We start from the raw sequence: 25385 nt of genomic DNA, 5'->3' as shown, positions 1-25385 counted from the left end.
CTTTGAAGAAATCAAACATTGCCTTTGTAATACCTTCTTTACAAGCCGGTGGAGCAGAAAGAGTTGTAAGTGCTCTTTGTAACGAATTGATTGAAAAGCACAATTTGACAATAATTACTTATTCCAAAAAAAGGCCTTTTTATGTTATAGATGCTAGAGTTAACTTAGAATTTTGTTGTGACAGCAATTTGAGCAGCGTTAATGCCTGGCAGGCTATAAGAAACAATTATTTCCTTTATCGCAAAATACTAAAGCTCATAAAGAAAAACAAAATAGATGTTATCATTGGTTTCATGACCAACTCAAATATTTTAACTGTTTTGGTTGGCAAAAGGTTGGGATTACCAACAATTATTAGTGAACGTATTGATCCATCAAAAGCACAGACAAATAAGGTTTGGAAAATACTCAAGAGAATTATTTATCCGTTGAGCAACTATTTAATCGTACAGACTGAACCGATAAAGAAATTTTTTACGAAATGGATGCCTAATAAAAAAATTATCATTTTACCAAACCCTATTTTTAATACTTTTTCTGATGAAAAGAACTCAAGTAAAAAGCAAAAAAAAGAAAATATTATACTTAATGTAGGTAGATTAACTTCTCAAAAGGGCCAAGAAATGCTTATACGTTCTTTTGCTAATATCAATCCAAAAAATTGGAAGTTACAGCTTATCGGTACTGATCCAATGGAATTGTTTTACAAAGAATTAATTGTTGACCTCAAAATGAGTGAAAAAATAGAATTATTGGGCTTACAAAAGAATGTAATTCCATTTTATAAAAAAGCAAAAATTTTTGCTTTTCCTTCTTTATTTGAGGGCTTTCCAAATGCTTTAATTGAAGCAATGTACATGGGTATGGCCTGTATTTCTACAGATTGCCCTACAGGACCTTCTGAAATAATTATAAATGGTACAAATGGATTTTTGACAAGCGTTAACAACCAAAGCGAATTTGAAGAAAAGCTTAATAAGTTGATTACGGATGATGATTTAATACTTCAATTTTCAAAAAATGCCCCAACTGCTGTAATGCATTTAGAAACCAAAAATGTAGTAGTCCAATGGGAGAGACTGATTGAAAATGTGCTAAAATAGCATAACAAACTTTAAGCTATTTATCGTAACAAAAATTTAGCAACCTTGCTATGACCGGCCCATTGTTCCATTGATGGAAATTAATATCTTGGCCCCATACATTAATTTCAACCGAATTACATTAGCATTATCATCAATAGCCAAATCCCAAGATACTAATCTAAAATAAGGGACTTTCTGATGAAGTAAAGTAACTGATTCTTTTACCTTATCCATAAAAGGTAGTTTTACTTCTTTAAATTCAAGTCCACTATCTGTTTCATAATAGGGTTTTCCATTAGATGTAAAACCCATTGCAGTTAAAGTCCCATCATAATTAACTCCACAAGAAATACCTCCACTGGATGAATTATCAGTAAATGCTCCTTTTCGGCCCATTCGAATAATTGAAGACAATATATTGACTCTATCATTGTTAATAAAACTCATGACTCTAAATGTGTTCAAAGACGAAGGATTTAGTGCAGCCATTAATTCATTCTGATTAACCCGTTCTTGAATTATGAAGTCTTTTTTATATAATTTAAATAATTCAATAAAGGAACTTTCACCGCTACCTAATAAATCTTCTACATTATAAACTCGAACATTTTTTCCACCACCTGAATCCAAAGATGGCTTTATAACTATTTCATTGGAAGATTCACAAAGTTTTATTGCCTGATTTATACTAATTAACTTATTATCTGCTTGAAATAGTCCACCAATATTTTTAAGTATGGTCTTTGGTTGTTTTACCTCATTAAAAAGATATTCCAATAGATTTTTGTCCGAAAGTACTTTTTTATAGGTTTTGTTATTTAGTTGAGGTTCAATTTCCGTATAAAAAAGAGTTTCGGTATGTAATATGGTGAAAATTCACCATTACAAGCGAAGTAAAATCTGTGCCATGAAGTAGATATTCTTTTTTTTCCGTATCCATTGTAAACTTCTCTAATTCTTTTAATTTGTTCCTGCTCTAAATGTGGAGAATTCTTTTCTTTATTAAGTAGGTCAATTTTTTTATATAGTATTCGACTATATAAATAATTAGCAAAAGGATTCTTTAGATAGTTTTCCGCAAAATCTCTTAGGCTTAAAAGATATTTCATTTGATTTTATATTCTCTATTAAACTAAAAGTAAATATAGCTTTGAAAAACCAAATTTACACTTTAATCTAACTTTTAATTACTTTCATCTTTTATAAATATCATTGAACTATTTAACAACTAATTTTGAAAGCATTATAGGTTAGGTTTTACAACTTTAATACCATTTGCCATTCACAAAAAGACTCCTCAGATTATACGATTCCTCTTGAAGTAAGCTTAATTTTGTAAGAACAACAAATAGGTGTGAGATGGGTTAAAACTTTTTTAACTAATCATTACAAAGGACGCAGAATGATTAATCCAACTTTGTACGAATAGATGTTTATGAGATTAAAAATAAAATCAATTTTAAATTATTTCCGAAAAAAAATAAAGATACTCGTGTCCAAAAAAGTTTTACAAAATTTTTTTTTGGTAAGCGGCGTAACTCTTGTTACCAGTATTCTTGGTTTTTTTAAGGAATCCATAGTGGCCTCCTTTTACGGGCTATCTTTAGAATTAGATACCTTTTTTGTAGCATTATTGATTCCTGGCGTAATTAACACTGTTTTTTTAGGATCTTTTAAAAGTGTTTTTATTCCTAATTACATAATTGAATTAAACCAAAAAGGAAATATTGGGGCTTTTCAGGCTACCAGTTTAGTTGTCACTACGGTGGTAAGCGTTTTTTTTGTCTTCATTGCATTTATATCGACAGATACATTTCTCGAAATTTTATACCCTAACAAATCCTTGGAATTTTATTACATGGTAAAGGAGCAACTATATATCCTTTTACCTGCCATTTTCCTGTGGGGTATGTCTTCTGTAACAGGTGCTCTTTTAAATGTTAATGATGAATACCGTTTAAGTTCATTTTCCGGTATTTTTACACCAATTTGTATTGTGCTAGGTATATATTTTTTTAATGATTATAAATCGAATACTTTATTGGCATGGGGCACCACGATAGGTGCATTTTTTAGTGTTTTATATTTGATTACGATTGCTTCCAAAAAAAAATTAATAATACTCGGAAAGGTCGATTTAAAAAATAAAAATATCAAAATTGCATTTAAACAAATTCCTGCAAAAATATCGTCGGGATTTTTAACAGCAATGAACTCCGTTGTTGATCAGTTCTTTGCCGCACAATTACTCGTGGGATCCATTGCGGCACTCAATTACGGGCTTAAAATCCCTGCTTTCACCAGTAGCCTTTTACTAGTGGCTTTTTCTACCGTACTGCTGCCTTATTTTTCCAAAACGGTGATTAATAATAGAAAATTGGCCTTTGAAAATCTTTTTAAAAATCTAAAATGGCTTTTTTTAGGTTTAACCATTATAACCATATTAGGTATTCTATTGTCTGATTTTGTTGTGGCTTTACTATTTCAGAGAAATGAGTTTACAGCAGAAGACACGCACATTGTGTCTACCATTCAAAAAATATTTTTAGCTTACATTCCCTTTAAAATTTCAGGTATGATTATGGTCAATTTTGCCACCAGTATAAATAAGAACAGTATTATGGCGTATATAGCATTAATAGCTTTAATTTTGAATATTATATTGGACTACATTCTTATGAAATTTTATGGTGTTTTTGGAATAGCCATTTGCACTACTATAGTCACGGTTATCAAAAGTTTAATCATGTATTTGTATTTGAAAAGACTAGGGGAAAATATTAAAACAAGCGTGCAATAATTTTACATAAACAACGTATGTATTAATATTACTTTTGAAAAAAATGAAAAAGATCTTTTTTTGGATATATCACAATACCCTATTCGGCAGTTTTTTAATTTACTTATTTCACCAAAGTAAAAACAGATTGTGGCGAGATAAATGGGTAATCAAATATAACTTTTGGAAGAGTCGCCAAAAGTCATTGAATCTTAAAAACCCTCAAACACTTAATGAAAAAATTAATTGGTTAAAGTTATATGACAGAAGGCCCATACAGACCCAATGTGCCGACAAATATGAGGTTAGAAAATATGTTGAGGAGCGCATAGGTGAAGATTATCTTGTTCCATTGTATTTTCAGACTACCAACCCGGATGAACTCATTCCTGAGAACATACCGGACATTCCCTGTATTATCAAAGCCAATCACGATAGCAGTGGCGGCGTTTTTGTTCATGATAAGGATACCTTAGATTACGCTGAACTTAGAAATAATTTTAAAAAAAGACTTAAGAAGAATTACTACCACTCAAACAAAGAGTGGCAATATAAAAATATTGTTCCCGAGTTATTGTCGAAAAATTATTGATAACCTCTAAAGGAACCATACCAATGGATTACAAGGTGCATTGTTTTAATGGAAAAGCCCATATGATTCAGGTAGATATTGGAAGAGGTACTGCGAGCCATTACAGAAATTGGTATTATACAGATTGGACAAGATGCCCGTTCAAATGGATCGCCGATTAGGAGAAAAACAAACTGATCCGGCGGATTTTGACATACCCCCTCCAAAGGAATTGGTCAAAATGGTCGAATTATCCAATATATTATCAAAACCCTTTGATTATGTTCGTGTCGATTGGTACGATGTAGATGGACAACTGTATTTCGGGGAAATTACGTTTCATCATGATAGTGGAAATAGACCTATTGAACCGAGAAGAATGGGATTATAACCTAGGTAAAATGGTGCAACTAAGCTCCTTGTAAACTTTCAAAAATTGGCTTTTCAACTTCTAAAATATTTAATTCTTTTTTTGGCATTATGTAATATGCCGGCTTTTTTATTGGTTTATTCAAGTTCTACAATTTCATCCGCAGCGAGTTATTTAACTTCACTTTCTTTATTGGCCTTTTTTGTTTTAGCCAAAGAACGTCATAAACCAACCATACCATTCATTATTTCATCATTATTGTATTTTTTAATTAGTGGGTTAAACTATGAAGGTGACGAAATATTTTTTTTAAAGGAATTCTTAAGATTTACCATAGTTGTGGTCTGCATAATTGAGGTCATGGCCGGAACAAATTACAAGGAACTCTTTTACATTTTACTTGTTGGAGCTTTGAGCGTTATTCTCAATGCGTTTGTATTTCCTTATGCAAATGCGATGCATGGGCTAGTTTTGGGCAGGTTTAGCGGATTTTTTTGAATCCGAACCTTGCAGGTATCGTCTGTCTTTTGGGCATGGCAATTTCCTATTCTATTAAAAATAATATACTTCGATTGACAGGGCAAGGAATTTTTACCTTGGCGGGTATGTTAACACTTTCTAGAACATTTATAATAATTTGGGTTTTAATAAATTTTACGGCAATATTTAAGAGCCGTAAAAATTTACTTGTCCCCCTGATTGGAGGTGTTGCTTTTGTTATTATAATTTCATTTACCGATAGCAGAATATTTGCACCGGATAGATTTAAAGCGTTGACGGCACTATTTGGAGAAGGACAAGTGAAAGCTAAATCTATAGGTAACGAAGGTAGAAGTACAACCTGGGCCATTTATTACGACTTGATTTTTAAAAATCCATTGACTGGGCAAGGCTATAAATCTTTTCAAGTAATGACAACAAAACTCCCAGGAGTCCATAATACCTATTTGATGATTTTGGGCGAAAGCGGATTAATCCCATTTTTGATTTTTATTGGCACTTATGGATATCTCTTTAGGTATAGTATAGTTTACTTTAAAAAAGAACCCTATTTACTTTACATACTAATAGTGGTATTATTGAACCTTATGGCGAGCCATACCTTTTTTGCGAATTATCAAAGTATTGCCTTATCCGTATTCGTATACTTAAGAATAAGAGAGTTTAATAACGAGAAATACATTTTTAGCGAAAGCCAATTAGCTTAAATTTTCTTTAAAATTCTGAAACCCACATACCGTTAAATTCAGAATATAAAATAACAACACTTTGAACCATTCGAAAATAAAAGTACTTTTCATTATACCAATGCTTAGTTTTGGTGGAGCAGAACGTGTTTTAATTTTTTTATCCAAAAATCTGAATAATTCTAAATTTGAAAGCGAACTAATTGTCATAGGAAAAGAGTTGGATAATGGGTATGAAACTACAGGCACGAATATTCAATATTTAAATTGTAACAGAGTTTCTAAGTCTATTCCTAAACTGATTTCGCTGATAAAAAAAAGAAAACCGGACATTGTCTTTGGCACTCTATCCCATGTTAATTTATTATTAGGTTTTATTTCCTTTTTATTCCCAAAGGTTGTGTTTGTTGGTAGACAGACTTCTATTACAAAAATTTATAAAGAGATTGGAGGGGAAACCAGTTTTGATTGGTTTTCATTTCTTTTAAAGTTTGCGTTAAAAAAATTAGGTTATGTCATTTGCCAATCTAAGGATATGGTTGAAGATTGTGTTCAATTGTATAATCTAAACAAAAACAAATTGAAGATCATTAATAATCCTATCACAGATAATTTCCAATATCATGATTCTATTCCAAGTGATTCCAAACACCTAAAGTTCATTACTGTAGGAAGATTAGTTACCGTTAAAGGGCATGCTAGAATTTTGCAGATGTTGACAAATATTGATTATCCTTTTAATTATACAATTATAGGTGATGGATCGTTAAAAAATGATTTGCTTGATAAGATTGAGATACTAGGGCTGTCAAACAAAATTCAATATATCCCATTTACGAAAGACGTGGCGATTTACTTAAGGAAAAGTGATTACTTCCTACAAGGTTCTTTATCCGAAGGATTCCCAAATGCCCTTTTGGAAAGTTGTGCTGTCGGAACCCCTGTAATTGCATTTGATGTTCCTGGAGGCACTAAAGAAATTGTTGAAAATGGAATTAATGGTTTTATGGTAAAGGACGGAGAGGAATTTTTATACCGCCTAAATCATTTGCCGAAACTAAATCCAAAATCGGTTTCAGAATCTGTTTATAAAAAATTCGACAAATCCATAATTTTAAAAAAATACGAGGATTTTTTCTTGGAAATCGCAAACTAGTCAGTAGAAATGAAGAATATAGGTATACCAAAAATTGCAATTTTCATGTACTCCATGGCTGGTGGAGGCGCGGAGCGGGTAATGTCCTACTTACTCCCTTATTTGAAAAACAAAGGTCATGAGGTAGTATTGGTATTAATGAACGATACCTTTGACTATGACATACCCCAAGACATACCCGTTCATTTCATAGAAAAATCGAGGGGAGATGAGCCAGGAATATTCAAATTTCTAAAACTTCCTTGGTTGGCATGGAAATATGCCAAACTGTTAAAGAGGGAAAGCATTACACATTCGTTCAGCCTTCTTACCGAGACCTTGTTATGTAAACATTATGGCAAGGTGGTTTACAAATCACCCCTATAAACTTATGGTGAGTGAACGGAATTATCCCAGCCTACAATATGGTTATGGTGACATGCAAAGTAAAATCAACACCTATCTCGGTAAAAAAATTATATCCCAAAGCAGACCTAGTTGTAAGCAATGCCAGGGCCAGTGCAATTGACTTGGTTCAAAACTTTAACGTAAACGACGAAAAAACACGGGTAATCTATAACCCCATTGATTTGGAACGAATTGATGCAATTGAACCTAAGGATCATTTCTTCGACGAAGAATATATAAACTTGGTAACGGTAGGTAGGTTGCAAATTGTTAAAAATCAAAAGTTCATCATAGATGCAGTGGTTCCTTTTAAAAAGGTGCGATTATACATTTTTGGAGAAGGAGAACTAAGAGCGGACCTCGAAGAGCAAATCAAACAACTCGGGCTACAGGACAGGGTTTTTCTAATGGGTTTCGAGAAAAACCCCTTCCAATATTTAAAAAATGCCAATCTATTTATTTTTGGTTCCCTACATGAAGGTTTTCCCAATGTATTAATGGAAGCCATGTGCTGTGGCCTACCTATTTTAACGACCAATTGTAAATCAGATCCGGATGAAATTATGGAGTTGCAAGAGGAAAAAAAGGACGATATCATGATTACAGACTATGGTATCTTAACGCCTGTAGGAGATTTGGAGCTTATGCGAAAAGGACTCACCTATTGCCTAGAACACCCGGAATATTTAGAACGATGTCGTATACGCGTTAAGGAACGTATACAGGATTTTAAAAGAGAACCCATTTTACAAGCGTATACTGATATTATTCTTTCCCAATAAATGTCTATGGCAAATTCGTTGAAACCTACAAGAAAAAAAATAATACGAACCGCTTCCCTATCATGGTCGCTCTATGCATTTTTAGGTGGACAGCTTAAATTTCTGAATCAATACTATGAAATGATGACCATTGGATCCTACAATAAAGAGGTGGAACCCTTGGTCGAAAAGGAGGGCATTAAATCAGTATATATACCTATTGAAAGAACTATTAGCCCTATAAAGGACGTCGTATCCGTGTACAGGCTCTATAAAACCTTTAAGCGAGAAAAACCCTTTTTGATCCATAGTATGACGCCTAAGGCAGGCTTGGTATCCATGTTGGCCGCCTATTTGGCAAGGGTGCCTAAAAGAGCCCATTCCTTTACTGGGCTTATCTTCCCTACTAAAACAGGGATAATGCGAAAGGTACTCATTACTACTGATTGGTTAATTTGCAGATTCGCCACCCATATTTTCCCTGAAGGCCAAGGCGTAAAAAAAGATTTGGAGCAACATAATGTTACCAAAAAATCGCTTAAGGTGATTGCCAACGGAAGTATAAGGGGCTTGGACCTTACCCATTTTAACCCAAAACTATTTAGTATGGAGGATAACCTACAATTGCGAATGGACTATGGGTTACTGCCTGAGGATTTTGTATTTGTATATGTCGGTAGATTGGTCAATGATAAAGGAATAAATGAATTGGTAATCGCCTTTAATAGGTTATCGCAAAATTATCCGGAAGCTAAATTGCTCTTGATTGGTTCAGATGAAGGGGAATCTGACCGCTTGCGGAATCAACATGGAATATTATAAGGGAAAATGAACAAATTATTGAGGCCGGGCACCAATTCGATGTAAGGCCCTTTCTTGCTACTTCCGATGTTTTTGCTTTCCCCAGCTACCGAGAAGGCTTTCCAAATGTAGTATTAGAAGCCGGTGCCATGGGGCTGCCTTCCATTGTGACAGACATTAATGGAAGTAATGAAATAATAATCGAGAAGTATAATGGAATCATCATACCCTCACAAAACACAAAATCCTTGGAAACGGCAATGCGCGAATTTTTGGGGAATCATGATTTGGTCCAGGAGATGGCAGACAATTGTAGGCGACACATTGTGGAAAAATATCCAAGGGAATATGTTTGGCAGGAAATTTTGAAGGAGTACAGAAAAATGGAGGTGGAAGATTAATTCGTGATACTTTTATAATTGAAAGTATGTATCGGATTATCTAAACGAATTTTCAACCAATAATTCTCAATCTTAAAAAAAGAACCCTGGCATACCAAACTTAAAATTCAAATTTTCATTAAAGAAATAAATGTAAGTGTTTTATTTTCAATACCTTAAAAAAAATTAAACTTACTTTGAATCTAAATTTTCCTTTTTTTTGATGAGTAGCTAACGAATAATACCAATATTTGTCATCCCTACCAAAATTTCCATTCATCTAGAAATTAGGGATTTGCTCGAATTCTTATATCTTTTCGGGTTAATTTATTATTTTTTTGCACCATGCAGAATACTATTTTAGGCTATGGCTCTTTTTTCCAAAAGTCCCAAGTAAATGAAGCACCTCATGCCGATGGCTCGTTTATGGAAGACTACCAGCTTTTCTATGCTGGAAGATACGCTCTAAAATATATTTTTCTTCATATCTGCGAAAACTACAATGTACCCACTATCTCGGCTACCCATTTACTACTGCCCTCTTATAAAAAAATGGTTGGAAAATGAGTTCAGTAATATTCGCTATTATGACATAAACCCCTTTGATATTGATGAGCAGGTAGATTGGAAACTGTTTTCCTCAAAGGACTTAGTCTTGGTTCAAAATTATTGGGGACTAAAGAAGACAGTATATCCTATTGGTAACAGACCCATTATCGTAGAAGATCACTCCCATGGGTGGCTTACCCAGGGTTGTCTTGAAAGCCGGGCTGACTTTTGTATCGCCTCCTTAAGAAAAACCATTCCCGTACCACTTGGTGGAATCGCTTGGAAACCAAGAAAAAGTCTTTCCAACTTACCCTTCCCTAAAGCGGAAAATAAATTTGCCCCCATAAGTAGAAGTTCCATGAACATCTCGTGGAGCCTCATTACGAAGGCCATGGAATTGAAATCAAAAGCTGCTACCAATGAAGACAAAAGGGAGTTTTTAGGCACCTATATTAATGGAGAACTGTATTTAGGCGAAAATTTTGATATTCTACCTTTAGAAGAGGATCATTACAATACTATTAAACCCCTTCTTTTAAAAGATTTTAACGTCTTCAAAAAAAGAAACCTTGCCTATCTCAATAAGAAATTGTTGCCTACAAAAAAGTTCAAACGCCTACACTATTTAAATGGAACTCCTTTTGGACTTCTTTTTATTTTCAAAGATCGAGAAACACTGGACCAGCTTAAAAAGCATTTGATAGAAAAATCCATTTATCCCGCAGAACTTTGGAACAATAACCCTATAAAATATCAGCACAAATACTTACTGAACATTCATGTCGATTTCAGATATACGCCAAATGATTTGGATTATATTGCCAAATCTATCAATGAATGGCAGTATATTTGTGACCATGTATAGGAAATTTTTCAAAAGACCCCTGGATTTCTTATTGGCCCTGGTAGGGCTAATCATAGTCTCCCCTGTTCTACTTATAGCGATACTAATTTTGGCCATTGATTTTAGGGAAAATCCCTTTTTTATGCAGGAAAGGCCAGGTAAACATGAAAAAATCTTCTCGGTCATAAAATTGAAGACCATGAACAGTCGAAAAGATGCCAACGGCAATTTGTTATCTGATACGGAACGGCTTACCCCTTTGGGTATTTTCATACGAAAAACGTCTATTGATGAGCTTCCACAATTAATAAATGTGCTGAAGGGAGAAATGAGCCTAATTGGTCCAAGACCATTATTGATACGTTACCAACCCTATTATACCCTTGAGGAACGTAAGCGATTTTCAATCCGCCCTGGTATCACCGGGTTGGCACAGATTTCCGGACGGAACTATATTACCTGGGAAGACCGATTTGCCAGGGATGTGGAGTACAGTGAAAATATCACCTTTGCCATGGACGTTGATATTATTTGGAAAACGATTTTAAAAGTCGTAAAATCCGATGATATTGAAGTAGATCCAACTTCCAATCCGGACATGGAGTATTTGGATGTGGAGCGACGTGATTGGAAAGAAAAAGGCCTCTTATAATATCACACCGATGAAAATACTCTTCATTATCATGCGATTTGGCAAGGATGGCTTGGCCACCAATATAGCTGAGCTTGCCGATGGACTTGTAAACAAGGGACATGAAGTACATATCATCACTGGTGGTTTTAAAGAACAAAAAGACCAAGACAATACCTTCTTTAGTTCCTTAAGACAGAGGTTCGCAAATTTGGGGATAAAAATGCACTATTTTAAAGAGCCCCAAGGAGGTATATTTGCCAAAGGTTATCATTCCTTAAAAAGTTTGGTGCAGATTATTTTCCGGATTACTAAAATCAAGCCGGAAATAATACACTGCCATTCTCCCAACTTGACGTTTATACCTTGGCTACTTGGAAAAAAATTCACTTCTACGGTACATGCGGACACAATTAGACCCAATGCCCGCTACAAGCATCCCACCTTACTGATTGCAGTAAGTGAAGGATCCAAAAACTTTACAGAGACCGTAATGCATACGCCCCCCGAGAGTATACGAATGGTGTACCATGGAATCCCTGAACGATTTTCCGAACCGGAAACACAAGAAAACCTTAAAAGGCTTAAACGCGAGCACCAAATACCGGAGGATAAAATCATTATTGGTCTAGTAGGTCGTATCACACAGCAAAAAGGAACCGATGTTTTGGTAAAAGCTATAGGCCAGTATATGCCCAAAGAATTAATCCACAAAATCTTTGTGGTCATAGTAGGCGATTATCAAACCCCAAAACATGAGCTATGGTTAGAAGGCTTATTAGAGGAACATAAACTAACAGGAAAATTAAAAGTTTTAGGTTTTCAAGACCCAAAACCCTTCTATCAATTGTTCGATGTATTCGTGCTTCCCTCTAGATCGGATACCTTTGGGCTTGTAGCCGTTGAAGCCATGATGGGGGGTTGTTGCACCATTCGGTCTAATGGAAATGGGGCATCTGATCAGATAGAACATGGGGTGAACGGTATGATATTTCCTATGGAGGACTCCGCTAGTTTGGGAAAACAGTTGACCGAAGTCCTAACCAATGATGACTTAAGAAAATCCATGGCCCTAAAGGGTAGGGAAAAAGCATTGGCTTGTTTCACACTGGAAAAAATGACATCCAACACACTAAAAGTGTATCAGGAATTGAAATCCCTTTAGGAAGGTTTTCAAAATCCTTATTAGAGGAAAATACTTCTTTTTTTGGAATCTTAATAGATACTACTAAAAGTACCTAGTTTACATTGGAGCTCTGTATCTTGGAAAAAATCCAGTTTCTATATTCTCGAGACATTCACTTCCTACATTATCTTTTGTAGATAAAGACACCAGTTCCTTATACGCTTCGGCAAAATGATTTTTCTTCCGGTGTAAAAATCAATGTCATCATCCAAGGGAAAATACTTCTTCTTGTATTGGTAAAGCTTATCCTCAGATCCGTTTGAAAGTCCTCCTCCGATCATATAAAAATCCATTTCTTCACCATGGGCCCACTTTACCGCATTTATTTTCAAATACTCATTGGGTCGAAGTTTAAAATATTCGGAATCCGTTCCGCCCGAAAAAGAATACATGGTATTTTCGGATATCAAAAATAGTTCTCCGAGAAATGGGTTTGCCTTCATAGTATACCAAACCAATGGCACATTTTTTTGGATTGACCTTCCGTAACTCAATAAAATAGGAGACAGGATGATAAAAAGAGTCGATAGCATCCCTCCTATCCATAGTGCCAATATACACTTTATAAAAATCCTTGATTTTTTCCTCATCGATATCCTCATAAAACAAGCCGAAAACCAATCCTGTTTTTTCGGCCTTGCGGAATTGATTGCGCGTATTGGATTTTAGATTGGATCAAAAAGCTTCCCAATCCCTAATGTTCCCTTTTACATTCAGAAGTGTATGTACTGCAGTTCCCGAATAATCTATGTAATTCTGAAAGAAATTAAATCGCAAGAATTCAGAAACAACCGAGTGATCACAATACCAAGCGTCTACGGCATTCCAAAAACCGATACGATCTTCTTTAGATAAATCCTTTCTAAAGAATGGACCATTATAACCCCAAGGACTGCTAACATCATAATACTGGGTTTTTATACCATTAATAAGAACCTCCCTCATTAAAAAAGGCATAACCGCCAGCAAACCCTCTTCTGCAGATTCAAAAAGAAAAAATTGTAATTCTTGGTGTTCGTTTTGGCCACTATCAAGCAATTCATAACAATAATAGGCGCTATCACATTTCAACTGATTCAACGCCTCTTTATAAATAGTTATGGACTCTTTATTCGTAAATGATTTATTTTGAAGTGTATACGTCTCAATAGACTGCATAATTGTAAAGTTTTGTTTTTAAAACGTACTCAGGTCAAAAGAATTGCCCCTTTCTTTTACAAAAATAACCCATTTTATACAGTAGGGCTTGCTTTTTATTCTTTACATTGATTTAAAAAAATATTAGCTTTAAAAAGTATCAATTCATAGAAGCCCAAAGAGCTAATCAAAGTGAAATATCGGTCTATTCTTTTCACCGCTTACCGAGAACAAAGGATTTTCCAATAGGAGCAATAAATTTTCCAGTGAAGTAAGTGATTATTATGAGGACACTCTAAGTTTTAGAGTTGTTGTCCCCTTGACCTCTGTATAAGTACATTCAGTTATGATAAACTTCGTATAATCACCTTTTAATCAGAAAAAGCTAAAAATGAACTCTATAGACTACATATTTAAGATGTGAGTCCATTGCTATTAACATAAAATTATGGTAATTTGACCCACATTCCCCACAACTATGTTTTTTATGAAAAAAATTATTCCAGGGATACTCGCATTAATTGCCCTCTCCTATCTTTATATAAGCTTTTCCCCTCTATTTTATGAACCAGGATTAACGAATCCAGTAACCTGTAGGTCCTTTCTTAAATGGGAATTTTCCTGATAAAAGTGCCTCGGATGAAAAATATCAAGTTGCTTTTCCAAACTTGTCCTTTGATTCTCCTTTGACCTTTTCCACGGTACCCAACTCAAATCACCTTGTTGTAGCGCAGCAAAATGGGGTAATATACGGATTTGAAAATAATGATAATGTTACTCAGAAAACTATAATAGCCGACCTTTCCAACAAGGTTGGCGTTGTATGGGATGGCGGTTTTCTTGGATTGGCCATACATCCTGAGTTTGGACAACCGAATAAAAACTTTTTCTACATCTATTATACCACCAAAGATGGGCAGGGCAGGGATTATCCTGGTTCATTTGTTTCCGGGTTTGGCTGTAATTTAGAAGACTACTGGGGTGGATTTCTAATCTTGGAACGAATTTCCATAGACCCCAACTCATTGACTAGGATTCCAAATGAAGACTTGGTGATGATCAAACGCCGTATGTTCAGTTCTACCCATAGAGGTGGAGGACTCACTTTTGGAAATGATGGCTTTTTATATGTGGCCACAGGAGACCAATCTGCTTACGCCAAACCACAGGATGTGACAACCAATTTAGATGGTGGAGTACTACGTTTAGATGTAAATCAAGACTTAAATAAGAGCCATACGCCGATAAGGACGTTGACAAATGATGGCCGTTTTCCGGATGAAATTTCCGGTATCGGATATGGTATACCCAATGACAACCCATTTTTAAGTCCTGACGGAAGTCGTTTTGAGGAATATTATTCCATTGGTCATCGAAATCCCCATAGAATGACCTTGGATAAACTTACAGGGGCCATATATATTGGAGAAATTGGGGAAACTCGTCATGAAGAAATAAATAGACTGGCTGCGGGGAAAAATTTTGGTTGGCCCGTGTACGAAGGTGACTATTTCAGAGGAACAACCTGTGTAAATCTTTTGGATGATATGCCACATGAAAGGCCTCTGTTGACCTTCCCAAGAACAGAGGCCAACGCCGTAATAGGAGGATATGTTTATAGGGGATCTACAATGTCAGAATATTACGGAAAATACATATGTGCAGATTACGGTGTTGGTGAAGAAATTTGGGCTGTAGACCCTTCAACCGGATCCTACGAAGTAATTACGCAATTTTCACCAACAAATATTATCTCATTCGGCCAAGACCAAGGGGGGGAACTCTATCTTTTGAGTCAGGGCAACAACGTGAAAATCTACAGATTAACCCAAGGCGGAGATTTACAAGGTAATATGCCACAATTACTTTCGGAAACCGGGGCCTTTTCAGATGTCGAGAACTTAGTTCCAAATAACGGATTGGTTCCCTATGACCTTATTGAGCCTTTTTGGTCCGACGGGGCAGAAAAAAAGCGTTGGATGGTAATTCCCAACGATGGCACACACAACCAAGTAGATGAGCAGATTCAGTTTTCAGAAAATGGGGATTGGCAATTCCCGACAGGGACGGTACTCATCAAACATTTTGAGCTTCCTATTGATGAAAACAACCCTTCCTCGACCAAGAGATTGGAAACTAGATTTTCAATCAAGACAAGTGACGGGTCTTTTTATTTTGCCACTTACAAATGGAATGCACAGGAGACCGATGCGGTACTTCTGACGACTGGCTTGGATGAGAATATCCAAATAAAAAAGACCAATGGAACTACCACATATCAAAAATGGACGTACCCTTCCAATCAAGATTGTGTAGCCTGCCACAATCCGGCAACGGGGGGAACCTTAGGCCCCGGAACGCGTTATCTAAACTCGCAATACACATATGACAAAACGGGGGTTACCTCCAATCAACTAGTGACTCTAAGTCATTTAGGCATTTTGAACGAACTAATTGACGATACTAAGGCACAAAATTATCTAACGTATAAGGCACTTGATGATGGTAACGCAAACCTTGATGAAAAGGCTAGGTCTTATCCGGATCTTAATTGTGCTTACTGTCACAGACCTGGAGCAACAGGGGATAGAGCACAATTTGACCTACGCTTGTTTAACAGTTTACAGGAAACCGGACTATTAAATTCTGGTATCAACACTCCTTTAGGTATTACTGATGAAAAAATACTTTTTCCTGGAGATGCATCGAAATCCATTTTATACTATAGAATTAATTCCGATGACCCTTCCATCATGATGCCTCCAATCGCAAAGAATAAGATACATGAAGATGCTGTTACTTTGATAGAGAATTGGATAAATCAAATGGATGTATCCTCATCACCCCCTAATTATGGTGATTATAGAATTATAAGTTTTTCCAATGGAGAAACACTGCAGGTTCCCGATGGCGGACTTAACAATCAATCTAACATTGCCACAGGAAGTTATAATGAATTGGACTATCAACATTTTGCCCTGGAGGATGCTGGAAACGGATATTATAAGTTTAGGGCCCTGCACAGTGACAAATACATTGACGTAGCGATGGGCGCTACCCTTCCTGATACAAATGTTTGGCAATATACTGGCAATGGTACTGATGCTCAGTTATGGCAACTAATTCCCGCTGGGAATGATTCTTTTTTTATTATTAGCAAACTTTCAGGGTACTATCTTGGTGTTGGTGCGGATGGAAATGTGGCGGTTGTGGAAAACTTAAATGGTAATGATGTAAAATGGGTATTTACCGCAATGGGCATTTCATCGGATGGCGACTGCAACGGCCAGCTCTCGGACGTTACCGAGCCAGTGGGCAGCGGTACCATCACCTCTAGGAACGACTTCATACCCGCGGATGAATCGATACAAGGCGTTCGACAACAAAAGTATCCGGGGGGACCACTCCAAATGGCTCGACGCCGGGAGAATACCTACCACCGCAAGCCCGAGCTGGATACAGATAGTACTCCCGGAGCCCAGGCGCGTGGAGCAGATCACCATCACAAGCGCGAACGACGACTACGGAAGGGACCCCATGGACTTCAGGCTCATGGCCTCGAACGGCGGTACCTTCGAACTGGTCGGCTCATGGTCCGGAGAGACCTTTGACCGGAGGTACCTGAAAAGGACCTTCGACCTGTCGGCGCCGGGAACCTACACCACCTACAGGCTGGAGATCACAAAGAACGACCTCGACGTGGAAATGACACAGATCGCAGAGATCGAACTGCTCGGGTGCGACGCAACGCCTACCGGACCGGTGGCCGTAACCGGGGTGGAGCTCTCCCCTACCTCCCTGCAGATGGAGCCCGGGGCAACCCTACAGCTCCTGGCGAACCTCTCCCCGTCAAACGCCACCGATAAAGGTGTCTCCTGGTCATCGCAGGACGGCGCCATCGCCACGGTCGACGGCAACGGGAACGTTACCGCAATCGCACCGGGAAGTACCACAGTGACCGTGACCACGGATGACGGAGGGTTCACCGCGAGCGCAACGGTACAGGTGCAAGATCCGGGAACGGGCGGCGACTGCAACGGCCAGCTCTCGGACGTTACCGAGCCCGTGGGCAGCGGTACCATCACCTCAAGGAACGATTTCGTACCCGCCGAGGACCGGTACAAGGCGTTCGACAACAGAAGTGTCAGGGGGGACCACTCCAAATGGCTCGACGCAGGGGGAGTCCCAACCACCGCAAGCCCGAGCTGGATACAGATAGTACTCCAGGAGCCCAGGCGCGTGGAGCAGATCACCATCACAAGCGCGAACGACGACTATGGAAGGGACCCCATGGACTTCAGGCTCATGGCCTCGAACGGCGGTACCTTCGAACTCGTAGGCTCGCTAGTCCGGCGAGACCTTCGACCAGAGGTACCTGAAAAGGACCTTCGAGCTGTCGGCGCCGGCAACCTACACGACCTACAGGCTGGAGATCACAAAGAACGACCTCGACGTGGAAATGACACAGATCGCAGAGATCGAACTGCTCGGGTGCGACGCAACGCCTACCGGACCGGTGGCCGTAACCGGGGTGGAGCTCTCCCCTACCTCCCTGCAGATGGAGCCCGGGGCAACCCTACAGCTCCTGGCGAACCTCTCCCCGTCAAACGCCACCGATAAAGGTGTCTCCTGGTCATCGCAGGACGGCGCCATCGCCACGGTCGACGGCAACGGGAACGTTACCGCAATCGCACCGGGAAGTACCACAGTGACCGTGACCACGGATGACGGAGGGTTCACCGCGAGCGCAACGGTACAGGTGCAAGATCCGGGAACGGGCGGCGACTGCAACGGCCAGCTCTCGGACGTTACCGAGCCCGTGGGCAGCGGTACCATCACCTCAAGGAACGATTTCGTACCCGCCGAGGACCGGTACAAGGCGTTCGACAACAGAAGTGTCAGGGGGGACCACTCCAAATGGCTCGACGCAGGGGGAGTCCCAACCACCGCAAGCCCGAGCTGGATACAGATAGTACTCCAGGAGCCCAGGCGCGTGGAGCAGATCACCATCACAAGCGCGAACGACGACTATGGAAGGGACCCCATGGACTTCAGGCTCATGGCCTCGAACGGCGGTACCTTCGAACTCGTAGGCTCATGCTATCCGGCGAGACCTTCGACCGGAGGTACCTGAAAAGGACCTTCGAGCTGTCGGCGCCGGCAACCTACACGACCTACAGGCTGGAGATCACAAAGAACGACCTCGACGTGGAAATGACACAGATCGCAGAGATCGAACTGCTCGGGTGCGACGCAACGCCTACCGGACCGGTGGCCGTAACCGGGGTGGAGCTCTCCCCTACCTCCCTGCAGATGGAGCCCGGGGCAACCCTACAGCTCCTGGCGAACCTCTCCCCGTCAAACGCCACCGATAAAGGTGTCTCCTGGTCATCGCAGGACGGCGCCATCGCCACGGTCGACGGCAACGGGAACGTTACCGCAATCGCACCGGGAAGTACCACAGTGACCGTGACCACGGATGACGGAGGGTTCACCGCGAGCGCAACGGTACAGGTGCAAGATCCGGGAACGGGCGGCGACTGCAACGGCCAGCTCTCGGACGTTACCGAGCCCGTGGGCAGCGGTACCATCACCTCAAGGAACGATTTCGTACCCGCCGAGGACCGGTACAAGGCGTTCGACAACAGAAGTGTCAGGGGGGACCACTCCAAATGGCTCGACGCAGGGGGAGTCCCAACCACCGCAAGCCCGAGCTGGATACAGATAGTACTCCAGGAGCCCAGGCGCGTGGAGCAAATCACCATCACAAGCGCGAACGACGACTATGGAAGGGACCCCATGGACTTCAGGCTCATGGCCTCGAACGGCGGTACCTTCGAACTCGTAGGCTCGCTGATCCGGCGAGACCTTCGACCAGAGGTACCTGAAAAGGACCTTCGAGCTGTCGGCGCCGGCAACCTACACGACCTACAGGCTGGAGATCACAAAGAACGACCTCGACGTGGAAATGACACAGATCGCAGAGATCGAACTGCTCGGGTGCGACGCCGTATCACCCTTAATTGGGCTAACCGGAAAAATAGATACTCAAAAAAAGGTGCAGAACAATGAAAATTTAATAGTATCGCCTAATCCTGTTGGGAGAGATAGGTATTTAGAAATCATTCTTCCCACTATACTTCATAGCATGGAAGTAACTCTCAAAATTTTTGATGTAAGCGGCAGAATGGTTCATATTACGCGCCTCAATGGGTCTTACAAATCGGCAAAACATTCATTACAATTGGAAGAAAATTTGTCCTCTCGGAATCTATCTATTAACCATTCAAGGACACAATCAAATATTTCAAAAAAAGATAGTGCTCGAGTAGGCTAAATATGAATTATTATAGGATGTTATAAGCTTAAATTTAACAGACATTAAAACATTTTAGATTCGTATTCCCATTGATAATGGGAATCTTGTACAATTTCAATAACTATTGTTTACAGTAAATAAACACTTATTGTAAAATCAAAAGATTAGAACTTGATTCCTTTGTGATTAAAATAATTTCAAAACAATTTTAACAAATTGTAATCGTTAAAAGACTGAACCAAACCATTGCATAAAGTGAAGAGCAAACTAAAATCATTTCTATATCATTTTCTAGCCAGTACCCTTGGAAATCTTTTAATAATACTTCGCCCTAAAAAAGCCAAGGAAATGTCGGCCAACAGAATCACGTTGATTCATAAGAATAAGAAGAACATGACGATATCGGAAATCTTAATGAGGGCTGCATTGGTTAAAAAGCTAAAGCCAATAAATGACTATGAGACCATTAGGGATAACAATAGGGATTTTTGGATCAATAACACGGCTACTGAACTGTTTAAGGAAACAGAGGATGGTTTTGTAAAGGACTTTTTACCCAATTGTACTTTTGTATTTGATTTACTGAAAACTGAGTTAAATAACACAGATCAATCCTTTGATACCTTTGTTGAAATAGGTACAGGAAATGGTGATGTCCTTAATTGGTTAAGTTCTGAATTTCCAAAAGTTAAAAGGTTCATTGGAATAGATTTAAGTGAGCAACAGATTCAAATGAACAAGGAAAAGTTTGGTAATAATGAAAAACTTGAGTTTATCGCTGCCGACGCATATGAATGGGTCAAGAAGAAAGGAAAAAGTAATACAATTTTCGTTTCATCGAGAGGAGTATTGGAGTATTTTATTGAATCTCAATTACAGGAATTATTGAATAACATCTCAAAAATAGGGCACACTTTTTTTGTCGCGATAGAACCAAATGGTGGAGACCATGATTTTGAAGCTAGTCCCAACTCACAATTATACGGAAATGAACCATCTTTTTCCCACAACTATCCCTTACTATTTAAAAATGCAGGTTTTAAAATTTGGCATTTTTCACAGCAACCATGGTTAGGTGGTTTTGACAAGCAAACATTTATAGGTGCAAAATGTTGATTCATAAATTTTAACGGTAAAAAAAACGGCTTATCTAATTTTTAGAATCTGAGGTTATTTATTTCATACTTTTCTCAAAAAACAGTAGTAATATCCTTTTCAAAAGGTTTAAAATACAGAACTTTACTATTCCCCAACTATTACAAAAGTTATAGTTTAAAATTATTCAGTAGATAATTCTTTTTAGGTACACCAAGAAATAAATCCCAAGAAATGAACGGCCCAAATACTATATATACCCTATTTGAAAAAATCGTTAAACTTCATCCCAATGAAGTATGCATTATTTCTCGGAGAGGAAACAATTACCTATCAAGAAGCTTATATTCGAATAGAACAAATATCCAATAATATTCAATATTATGCCCGCGAGGAGTCATTTATTGGTGTACCTACTACCAGATGTATTGAGGAGATATTGTTTGTTATGGCCATTTTAAAATCAGGTAAAGCATATCTTCCTATTGATTTTAAGTATCCAAAGAAAAGATTAACAAGCATTATTAACAATTCAGGTCTGTCATTCTGCCTCACTACCCAAGCAGATGAAGAACTAGCTAGAAATGAAGGCCTTACAACTATTGGGATTTCAGGTGATAATCCGTGAAAATGTACCAAAGGAGGTTAAAAAATTAGATAATCTTCCAACTTATGTGCTTTATACCTCCGGTTCTACCGGTGAACCAAAAGGAGTATGCATGGGTGAAAATGCCATGATAAATCTTTTGCAATGGCAAAAGAAAAACTCAATTTGTAGAGAGGGACCCGTACATTACAATTTGCCCCATTAAGTTTTGATGTCTCTTTCCAAGAAATTATGGCCACCTTAACCACGGGAGGTACATTGGTACTTATCACAGAAGATATGCGTCTAGATATGATGGCGCTTTTAGAGCAGATAAACAAACATAATGTAAATAGACTTTTTCTTCCATTTGTTGCCCTTCAGGCATTGGCAGAAACTGCTGTCAGCACAGGGTTATTTCCAAAATCGTTAAAAGAGATAATGACCGCTGGTGAGCAGCTAAAAATCACCGACCAAGTTAGAGCCTTTTTCTCCAAATTGGAACATTGTGTACTTTATAATCAGTATGGCCCTACGGAATGCCATGTGGTTACAGAGTTAAAACTACAGGATACTCCATCATCTTGGCCCGCTTTACCAAGTATTGGAAGTCCCATTGACAATACTGATATTTATATTGTTGACGAAAATCTAAAATCTTTACCAAACGGCAGTTTGGGGGAACTTTGTATTGCCGGAGACTGTTTAGCGCAAGGTTATTTGAACAACCAACAACTAACGGAAGAAAAATTCGTTTCTTGGAACTCCCCTAACGGGAAAAAAATAAGGTTGTACAGAACTGGTGATATCGCAAAGTATTTACCGGATGGAAATATCGAATTCCAAGGTAGAAAAGATGATCAAGTTAAAATTAGTGGTCACCGAATAGAACTTGCAGAGGTAGAAATTGCTTTGAATACAATTTCCGGAGTATTGCAAACAGTGGTAGTTGCATCAGATCATTTGGCGGGACAAACTCAACTAGTAGCCTACCTTCAACCACAGAAGGAAGCATTGGATGTTAATGAAATTCGTCAAAAGGTGTCCACACTACTTCCGGAGTATATGCACCCCTCTCATTATGTTGTTGTAGATAATTTTGCTAAAACCAGTAGCGGTAAGATTGATAAAAAGAGTTTGCCTAAACCACAATATTCAAGACCGAGCTCTGCCCCGCCCTACAAAAAGCCAAGTTCAAAATTGGAAAAACAACTGGCCTCTATCTCGGGAAAGTTTATTGAATATTCCCAAAATTGGTATCGATGATAATTTCTTTGAATTGGGAGGCACCTCATTACTTGCCCAAAAATTAGTGGCACAATTGTTAAAGGAGCATAACTTGAGATTACCGGTAACAAAGCTTTACCAATTTCCGACTATCGCAAATATTTCCGATTATTTGGAACCAAAAAATAAGAATGTTAAAATGGCTTTTGCCAAACAATCCAAAAAGAAAAATGATTCCCGAGATATAGCCATAATCGGTATGGCTGGAAGATTCCCTGGTGCAAAATCGGTAGATGAACTATGGAAAATATTAAGGGAGGGAAAAGAAACTATTTCCCATTTCACAAAAGAGGAATTGGATAGCTCCATTCCGGAAAATATAAAGAATGATCCTCTTTATGTAGGTTCTAGGGGTATTTTGCCCAGTGCAAAGGAATTTGATGCCTTATTTTTTGGACTAAATCCAAAAGTTGCCTCCGCCATGGATCCACAACAACGAATCTTAATGGAAATCTCTTGGGAGGTATTGGAACAAACAGGTTATCTACCTGATCATCATGAAGGTACTGTAGGAGTTTATGCGGGCTGTGGTCATAACACCTACTATACGCATAATGTAATGCCCAACAAAGAGCTAATAGATCAAGTTGGTGAATTTCAAGCTAGTACCGTAAATGAAAAAGATTATATAGCCACTAGAATCGCCTATCATTTAAATCTTAAAGGACCAGCAATAAGTATTCACTCCGCCTGTTCCACTTCACTTCTTGCTATTGCCGAAGCTACCGAAGCACTTAGAAATGGTCAATGTGATATAGCCATCGCTGGTGCGGCCAGTGTTACATCACCCATGAACAGCGGGCATTTATATCAAGAAGGGTCAATTAAAACACCTGATGGTCATTGTAGACCTTTTGATGCCAATGCCAAAGGAACCGTATTTAGTGATGGTGCAGGAGTCGTATTGTTAAAGCGTTTGGATCAGGCCAAAAAAGATGGGGATTATGTTTATGGAGTAATAAAAGGTGTTGGCATAAATAATGATGGTGGCGACAAGGGAAGTTTTACGGCTCCCAGTGCCGAAGGCCAGGCCAATGCCATTATGAGAGCACATTTTGATGCGGACGTTGCTCCAAATGAAATCAGTTATATTGAAGCCCACGGAACGGCAACGCCGGTGGGTGACCCTATAGAAATTGAAGGGCTAGAAATAGCCTTTGGGGAACAGTCTGAAAAAAACTTTTGTGCGATTGGTTCTATCAAGAGTAATATGGGCCACTTAACCTCTGCGGCGGGTGTGGCTGGGGTCATAAAAACATTATTGGCATTTAAACATGAGGAAATTCCTGCCTCATTGGGCTTTTCAAGTCCAAACCCATTAATTGATTTTGTAAACAATGCGTTCTTTGTAAATTCCGAGTTACGAAAATGGGATTCAAAAGCATCTAAAAAAGCAGGTGTCAGCTCTTTTGGGGTTGGAGGAACCAATGTCCATGTTGTTTTAGAGGAGTATAAGAATAAGGAAAGACCTAAGTCAAAAGGTAGGCCCGTTGAAATTCTTATCCTAGTCCGCAAAATCAAAAAATAGTTTAGCGTCGTATCAAAAAGATTTAGGCGAGCACCTAGTTTCGAACAAAGATATCCCACTGGTGGATACAGCATATTCACTTACTGCTACGCGTAAAGCTTTTAATCATCGAAGCTTTTTGGTGACCGATGGTAGTCCAAAGGCAGAAGAACTTCTTCTAAGCGAAGGTTCCAAGGGAATAAAAAGTAATATTTTAAGATCTGTAACAGATGAACTAGGATTTTTATTTCCTGGACAAGGCTCGCAGTATTTGAATATGGGTAAAGCCTTATATGAAAACGAGGGCGTTTTTAGAAGAGCTGTAGATTATTGTGCAGAAGAAATCAAAGAGTTGCTTCATTTGGATATCAGGGATATCATATTCCAGGGTTTAACTACTCCTGAGGCAGAAGAAAAATTGAAAGATACCCAATACACCCAACCTGCTTTGTTCATTATAGAGTATGCGCTTGCACAACTCCGGCAAAGTTGGTCGATAAAACCAACTTTTGTCTGTGGCCATAGTATTGGTGAATTTGTAGCGGCTCATTTGGCCGGAGTATTTTCACTTCAGGATGCCCTACGACTAATTACACTTAGGGGTAAATTAGTTAGTGACCTCCCTGGAGGAAGTATGCTTTCCATAAGAACAGCGGCAGAAGAAATCATGCCCTTGTTGACAGATGATTTGTCCATGGCTGCCATAAATTCCGATAACTTATGCGTTGTATCGGATTCAGGATGAGGCCATCGAACGTTTTAGTAAA

Annotated in this window: 27 protein-coding genes and 2 pseudogenes; 25 read left to right on the top strand and 4 right to left on the bottom strand. The window is 38.7% G+C overall.

Going from position 1 to position 25385, the window contains the following annotated elements:
• Positions 1-2 precede the first annotated feature (2 nt).
• A complete protein-coding gene (locus NYZ99_RS07330) occupies positions 3-1103 on the top strand; it encodes a glycosyltransferase (protein WP_260574651.1) in 1101 nt (366 codons plus the stop codon).
• A 48-nt stretch (positions 1104-1151) separates the two neighbouring features.
• On the opposite strand, the gene NYZ99_RS07325 is transcribed toward NYZ99_RS07330, so the two are convergent.
• The gene (locus NYZ99_RS07325) at positions 1152-1919 is read right to left on the bottom strand and encodes a sugar-transfer associated ATP-grasp domain-containing protein (protein WP_260575209.1); all 768 of its coding nucleotides are present in this window, start codon (positions 1917-1919) and stop codon (positions 1152-1154) included.
• Positions 1920-2607: 688 nt separating this feature from the next.
• Here NYZ99_RS07325 and murJ point away from each other — a divergent pair.
• From murJ to NYZ99_RS07255, 13 genes and pseudogenes are all read left to right on the top strand, one after another.
• On the top strand, positions 2608-3885 hold the full coding sequence (murJ, locus tag NYZ99_RS07320) for a murein biosynthesis integral membrane protein MurJ (protein WP_260574649.1): 1278 nt from the start codon (positions 2608-2610) through the stop codon (positions 3883-3885).
• Between the two features lie 43 nt (positions 3886-3928).
• A pseudogene (locus NYZ99_RS22830) lies at positions 3929-4617 on the top strand (ATP-grasp fold amidoligase family protein).
• Positions 4566-4826: an ATP-grasp fold amidoligase family protein gene (locus NYZ99_RS07305; RefSeq protein ID WP_260574646.1), complete on the top strand. Its 261-nt coding sequence runs from the start codon at positions 4566-4568 to the stop codon at positions 4824-4826. Before NYZ99_RS22830 ends, NYZ99_RS07305 begins: the two are co-directional and overlap by 52 nt.
• 512 nt (positions 4827-5338) lie before the next feature.
• Positions 5339-6013, top strand: a complete 675-nt coding sequence (locus NYZ99_RS07300; protein ID WP_260574643.1) for an O-antigen ligase family protein — start codon at positions 5339-5341, stop codon at positions 6011-6013.
• 100 nt (positions 6014-6113) lie between these two features.
• Positions 6114-7148, top strand: coding sequence for a glycosyltransferase (locus NYZ99_RS07295; protein WP_260574642.1), 1035 nt, complete (start codon positions 6114-6116; stop codon positions 7146-7148).
• A 9-nt stretch (positions 7149-7157) separates the two neighbouring features.
• The gene (locus NYZ99_RS07290; RefSeq protein ID WP_260574640.1) at positions 7158-7514 is read left to right on the top strand and encodes a glycosyltransferase; all 357 of its coding nucleotides are present in this window, start codon (positions 7158-7160) and stop codon (positions 7512-7514) included.
• An 11-nt stretch (positions 7515-7525) separates the two neighbouring features.
• On the top strand, positions 7526-8317 hold the full coding sequence (locus NYZ99_RS07285) for a glycosyltransferase (protein WP_260574639.1): 792 nt from the start codon (positions 7526-7528) through the stop codon (positions 8315-8317).
• Between the two features lie 6 nt (positions 8318-8323).
• Entirely contained in the window at positions 8324-9118 is a 795-nt protein-coding gene (locus NYZ99_RS07280; protein ID WP_260574638.1) for a glycosyltransferase, read from the top strand.
• On the top strand, positions 9112-9498 hold the full coding sequence (locus NYZ99_RS07275; RefSeq protein ID WP_338039444.1) for a glycosyltransferase: 387 nt from the start codon (positions 9112-9114) through the stop codon (positions 9496-9498). Before NYZ99_RS07280 ends, NYZ99_RS07275 begins: the two co-directional genes overlap by 7 nt.
• 324 nt (positions 9499-9822) lie before the next feature.
• Positions 9823-10044: a hypothetical protein gene (locus NYZ99_RS07270; protein ID WP_260574636.1), complete on the top strand. Its 222-nt coding sequence runs from the start codon at positions 9823-9825 to the stop codon at positions 10042-10044.
• A complete protein-coding gene (locus NYZ99_RS07265; RefSeq protein ID WP_260574634.1) occupies positions 10034-10891 on the top strand; it encodes a hypothetical protein in 858 nt (285 codons plus the stop codon). Before NYZ99_RS07270 ends, NYZ99_RS07265 begins: the two co-directional genes overlap by 11 nt.
• Positions 10884-11522: a sugar transferase gene (locus NYZ99_RS07260; RefSeq protein WP_260575206.1), complete on the top strand. Its 639-nt coding sequence runs from the start codon at positions 10884-10886 to the stop codon at positions 11520-11522. The genes NYZ99_RS07265 and NYZ99_RS07260 overlap by 8 nt, the downstream gene beginning before the upstream one ends.
• A gap of 10 nt (positions 11523-11532) precedes the next feature.
• Positions 11533-12666, top strand: a complete 1134-nt coding sequence (locus NYZ99_RS07255; protein WP_260574633.1) for a glycosyltransferase family 4 protein — start codon at positions 11533-11535, stop codon at positions 12664-12666.
• A 140-nt stretch (positions 12667-12806) separates the two neighbouring features.
• On the opposite strand, the gene NYZ99_RS07250 is transcribed toward NYZ99_RS07255, so the two are convergent.
• The 3 genes from NYZ99_RS07250 to NYZ99_RS07240 are packed head-to-tail and all read right to left on the bottom strand — an operon-like array spanning position 12807 to position 13845.
• The gene (locus NYZ99_RS07250; protein WP_260574632.1) at positions 12807-13079 is read right to left on the bottom strand and encodes a hypothetical protein; all 273 of its coding nucleotides are present in this window, start codon (positions 13077-13079) and stop codon (positions 12807-12809) included.
• Positions 13039-13308, bottom strand: coding sequence for a hypothetical protein (locus NYZ99_RS07245; protein WP_260574631.1), 270 nt, complete (start codon positions 13306-13308; stop codon positions 13039-13041). Before NYZ99_RS07245 ends, NYZ99_RS07250 begins: the two co-directional genes overlap by 41 nt.
• Before the next feature lie 54 nt (positions 13309-13362).
• The gene (locus NYZ99_RS07240) at positions 13363-13845 is read right to left on the bottom strand and encodes a hypothetical protein (protein ID WP_260574629.1); all 483 of its coding nucleotides are present in this window, start codon (positions 13843-13845) and stop codon (positions 13363-13365) included.
• Positions 13846-14492: 647 nt separating this feature from the next.
• Between NYZ99_RS07240 and NYZ99_RS07235 the strand changes: the two genes are divergently transcribed.
• From NYZ99_RS07235 to NYZ99_RS07190, 11 genes and pseudogenes are all read left to right on the top strand, one after another.
• Positions 14493-17435 carry a PQQ-dependent sugar dehydrogenase gene (locus tag NYZ99_RS07235; RefSeq protein WP_260574627.1) on the top strand — a complete coding sequence of 981 codons (2943 nt, stop codon included), beginning with the start codon at positions 14493-14495 and terminating at the stop codon, positions 17433-17435.
• On the top strand, positions 17320-18444 hold the full coding sequence (locus NYZ99_RS07230; RefSeq protein ID WP_260575205.1) for an Ig-like domain-containing protein: 1125 nt from the start codon (positions 17320-17322) through the stop codon (positions 18442-18444). Before NYZ99_RS07235 ends, NYZ99_RS07230 begins: the two co-directional genes overlap by 116 nt.
• The gene (locus tag NYZ99_RS07225; RefSeq protein ID WP_260574623.1) at positions 18383-18958 is read left to right on the top strand and encodes an Ig-like domain-containing protein; all 576 of its coding nucleotides are present in this window, start codon (positions 18383-18385) and stop codon (positions 18956-18958) included. The genes NYZ99_RS07230 and NYZ99_RS07225 overlap by 62 nt, the downstream gene beginning before the upstream one ends.
• Positions 18922-19896, top strand: a complete 975-nt coding sequence (locus NYZ99_RS07220) for an Ig-like domain-containing protein (RefSeq protein ID WP_260574621.1) — start codon at positions 18922-18924, stop codon at positions 19894-19896. Before NYZ99_RS07225 ends, NYZ99_RS07220 begins: the two co-directional genes overlap by 37 nt.
• A 502-nt stretch (positions 19897-20398) precedes the next feature.
• Positions 20399-21259: a class I SAM-dependent methyltransferase gene (locus tag NYZ99_RS07215; RefSeq protein ID WP_260574620.1), complete on the top strand. Its 861-nt coding sequence runs from the start codon at positions 20399-20401 to the stop codon at positions 21257-21259.
• A 271-nt stretch (positions 21260-21530) separates the two neighbouring features.
• Positions 21531-21866, top strand: coding sequence for an AMP-binding protein (locus NYZ99_RS07210; RefSeq protein WP_260574619.1), 336 nt, complete (start codon positions 21531-21533; stop codon positions 21864-21866).
• Positions 21823-22050, top strand: coding sequence for an AMP-binding protein (locus tag NYZ99_RS22825; RefSeq protein WP_420845191.1), 228 nt, complete (start codon positions 21823-21825; stop codon positions 22048-22050). The genes NYZ99_RS07210 and NYZ99_RS22825 overlap by 44 nt, the downstream gene beginning before the upstream one ends.
• Before the next feature lie 26 nt (positions 22051-22076).
• A complete protein-coding gene (locus tag NYZ99_RS22820; protein WP_420845190.1) occupies positions 22077-23090 on the top strand; it encodes an AMP-binding protein in 1014 nt (337 codons plus the stop codon).
• Positions 23062-24639 carry a beta-ketoacyl synthase N-terminal-like domain-containing protein gene (locus NYZ99_RS07195; RefSeq protein WP_260574618.1) on the top strand — a complete coding sequence of 526 codons (1578 nt, stop codon included), beginning with the start codon at positions 23062-23064 and terminating at the stop codon, positions 24637-24639. Before NYZ99_RS22820 ends, NYZ99_RS07195 begins: the two co-directional genes overlap by 29 nt.
• A 40-nt stretch (positions 24640-24679) precedes the next feature.
• Positions 24680-24730: pseudogene (locus NYZ99_RS22815) on the top strand (hypothetical protein); the annotation flags it as partial.
• A 165-nt stretch (positions 24731-24895) separates the two neighbouring features.
• Positions 24896-25363 (top strand): acyltransferase domain-containing protein, encoded by a 468-nt coding sequence (locus tag NYZ99_RS07190; RefSeq protein ID WP_420845217.1) that lies wholly within the window; start codon positions 24896-24898, stop codon positions 25361-25363.
• Positions 25364-25385: the final 22 nt, after the last annotated feature.

The organism is Maribacter litopenaei (assembly GCF_025244665.1).
In the GTDB taxonomy this organism is placed as follows: Bacteria; Bacteroidota; Bacteroidia; order Flavobacteriales; family Flavobacteriaceae; genus Maribacter; species Maribacter litopenaei.
Note: the sequence above shows the minus strand (reverse complement) of the source record. Positions and strands in the feature narration are given on the sequence as shown.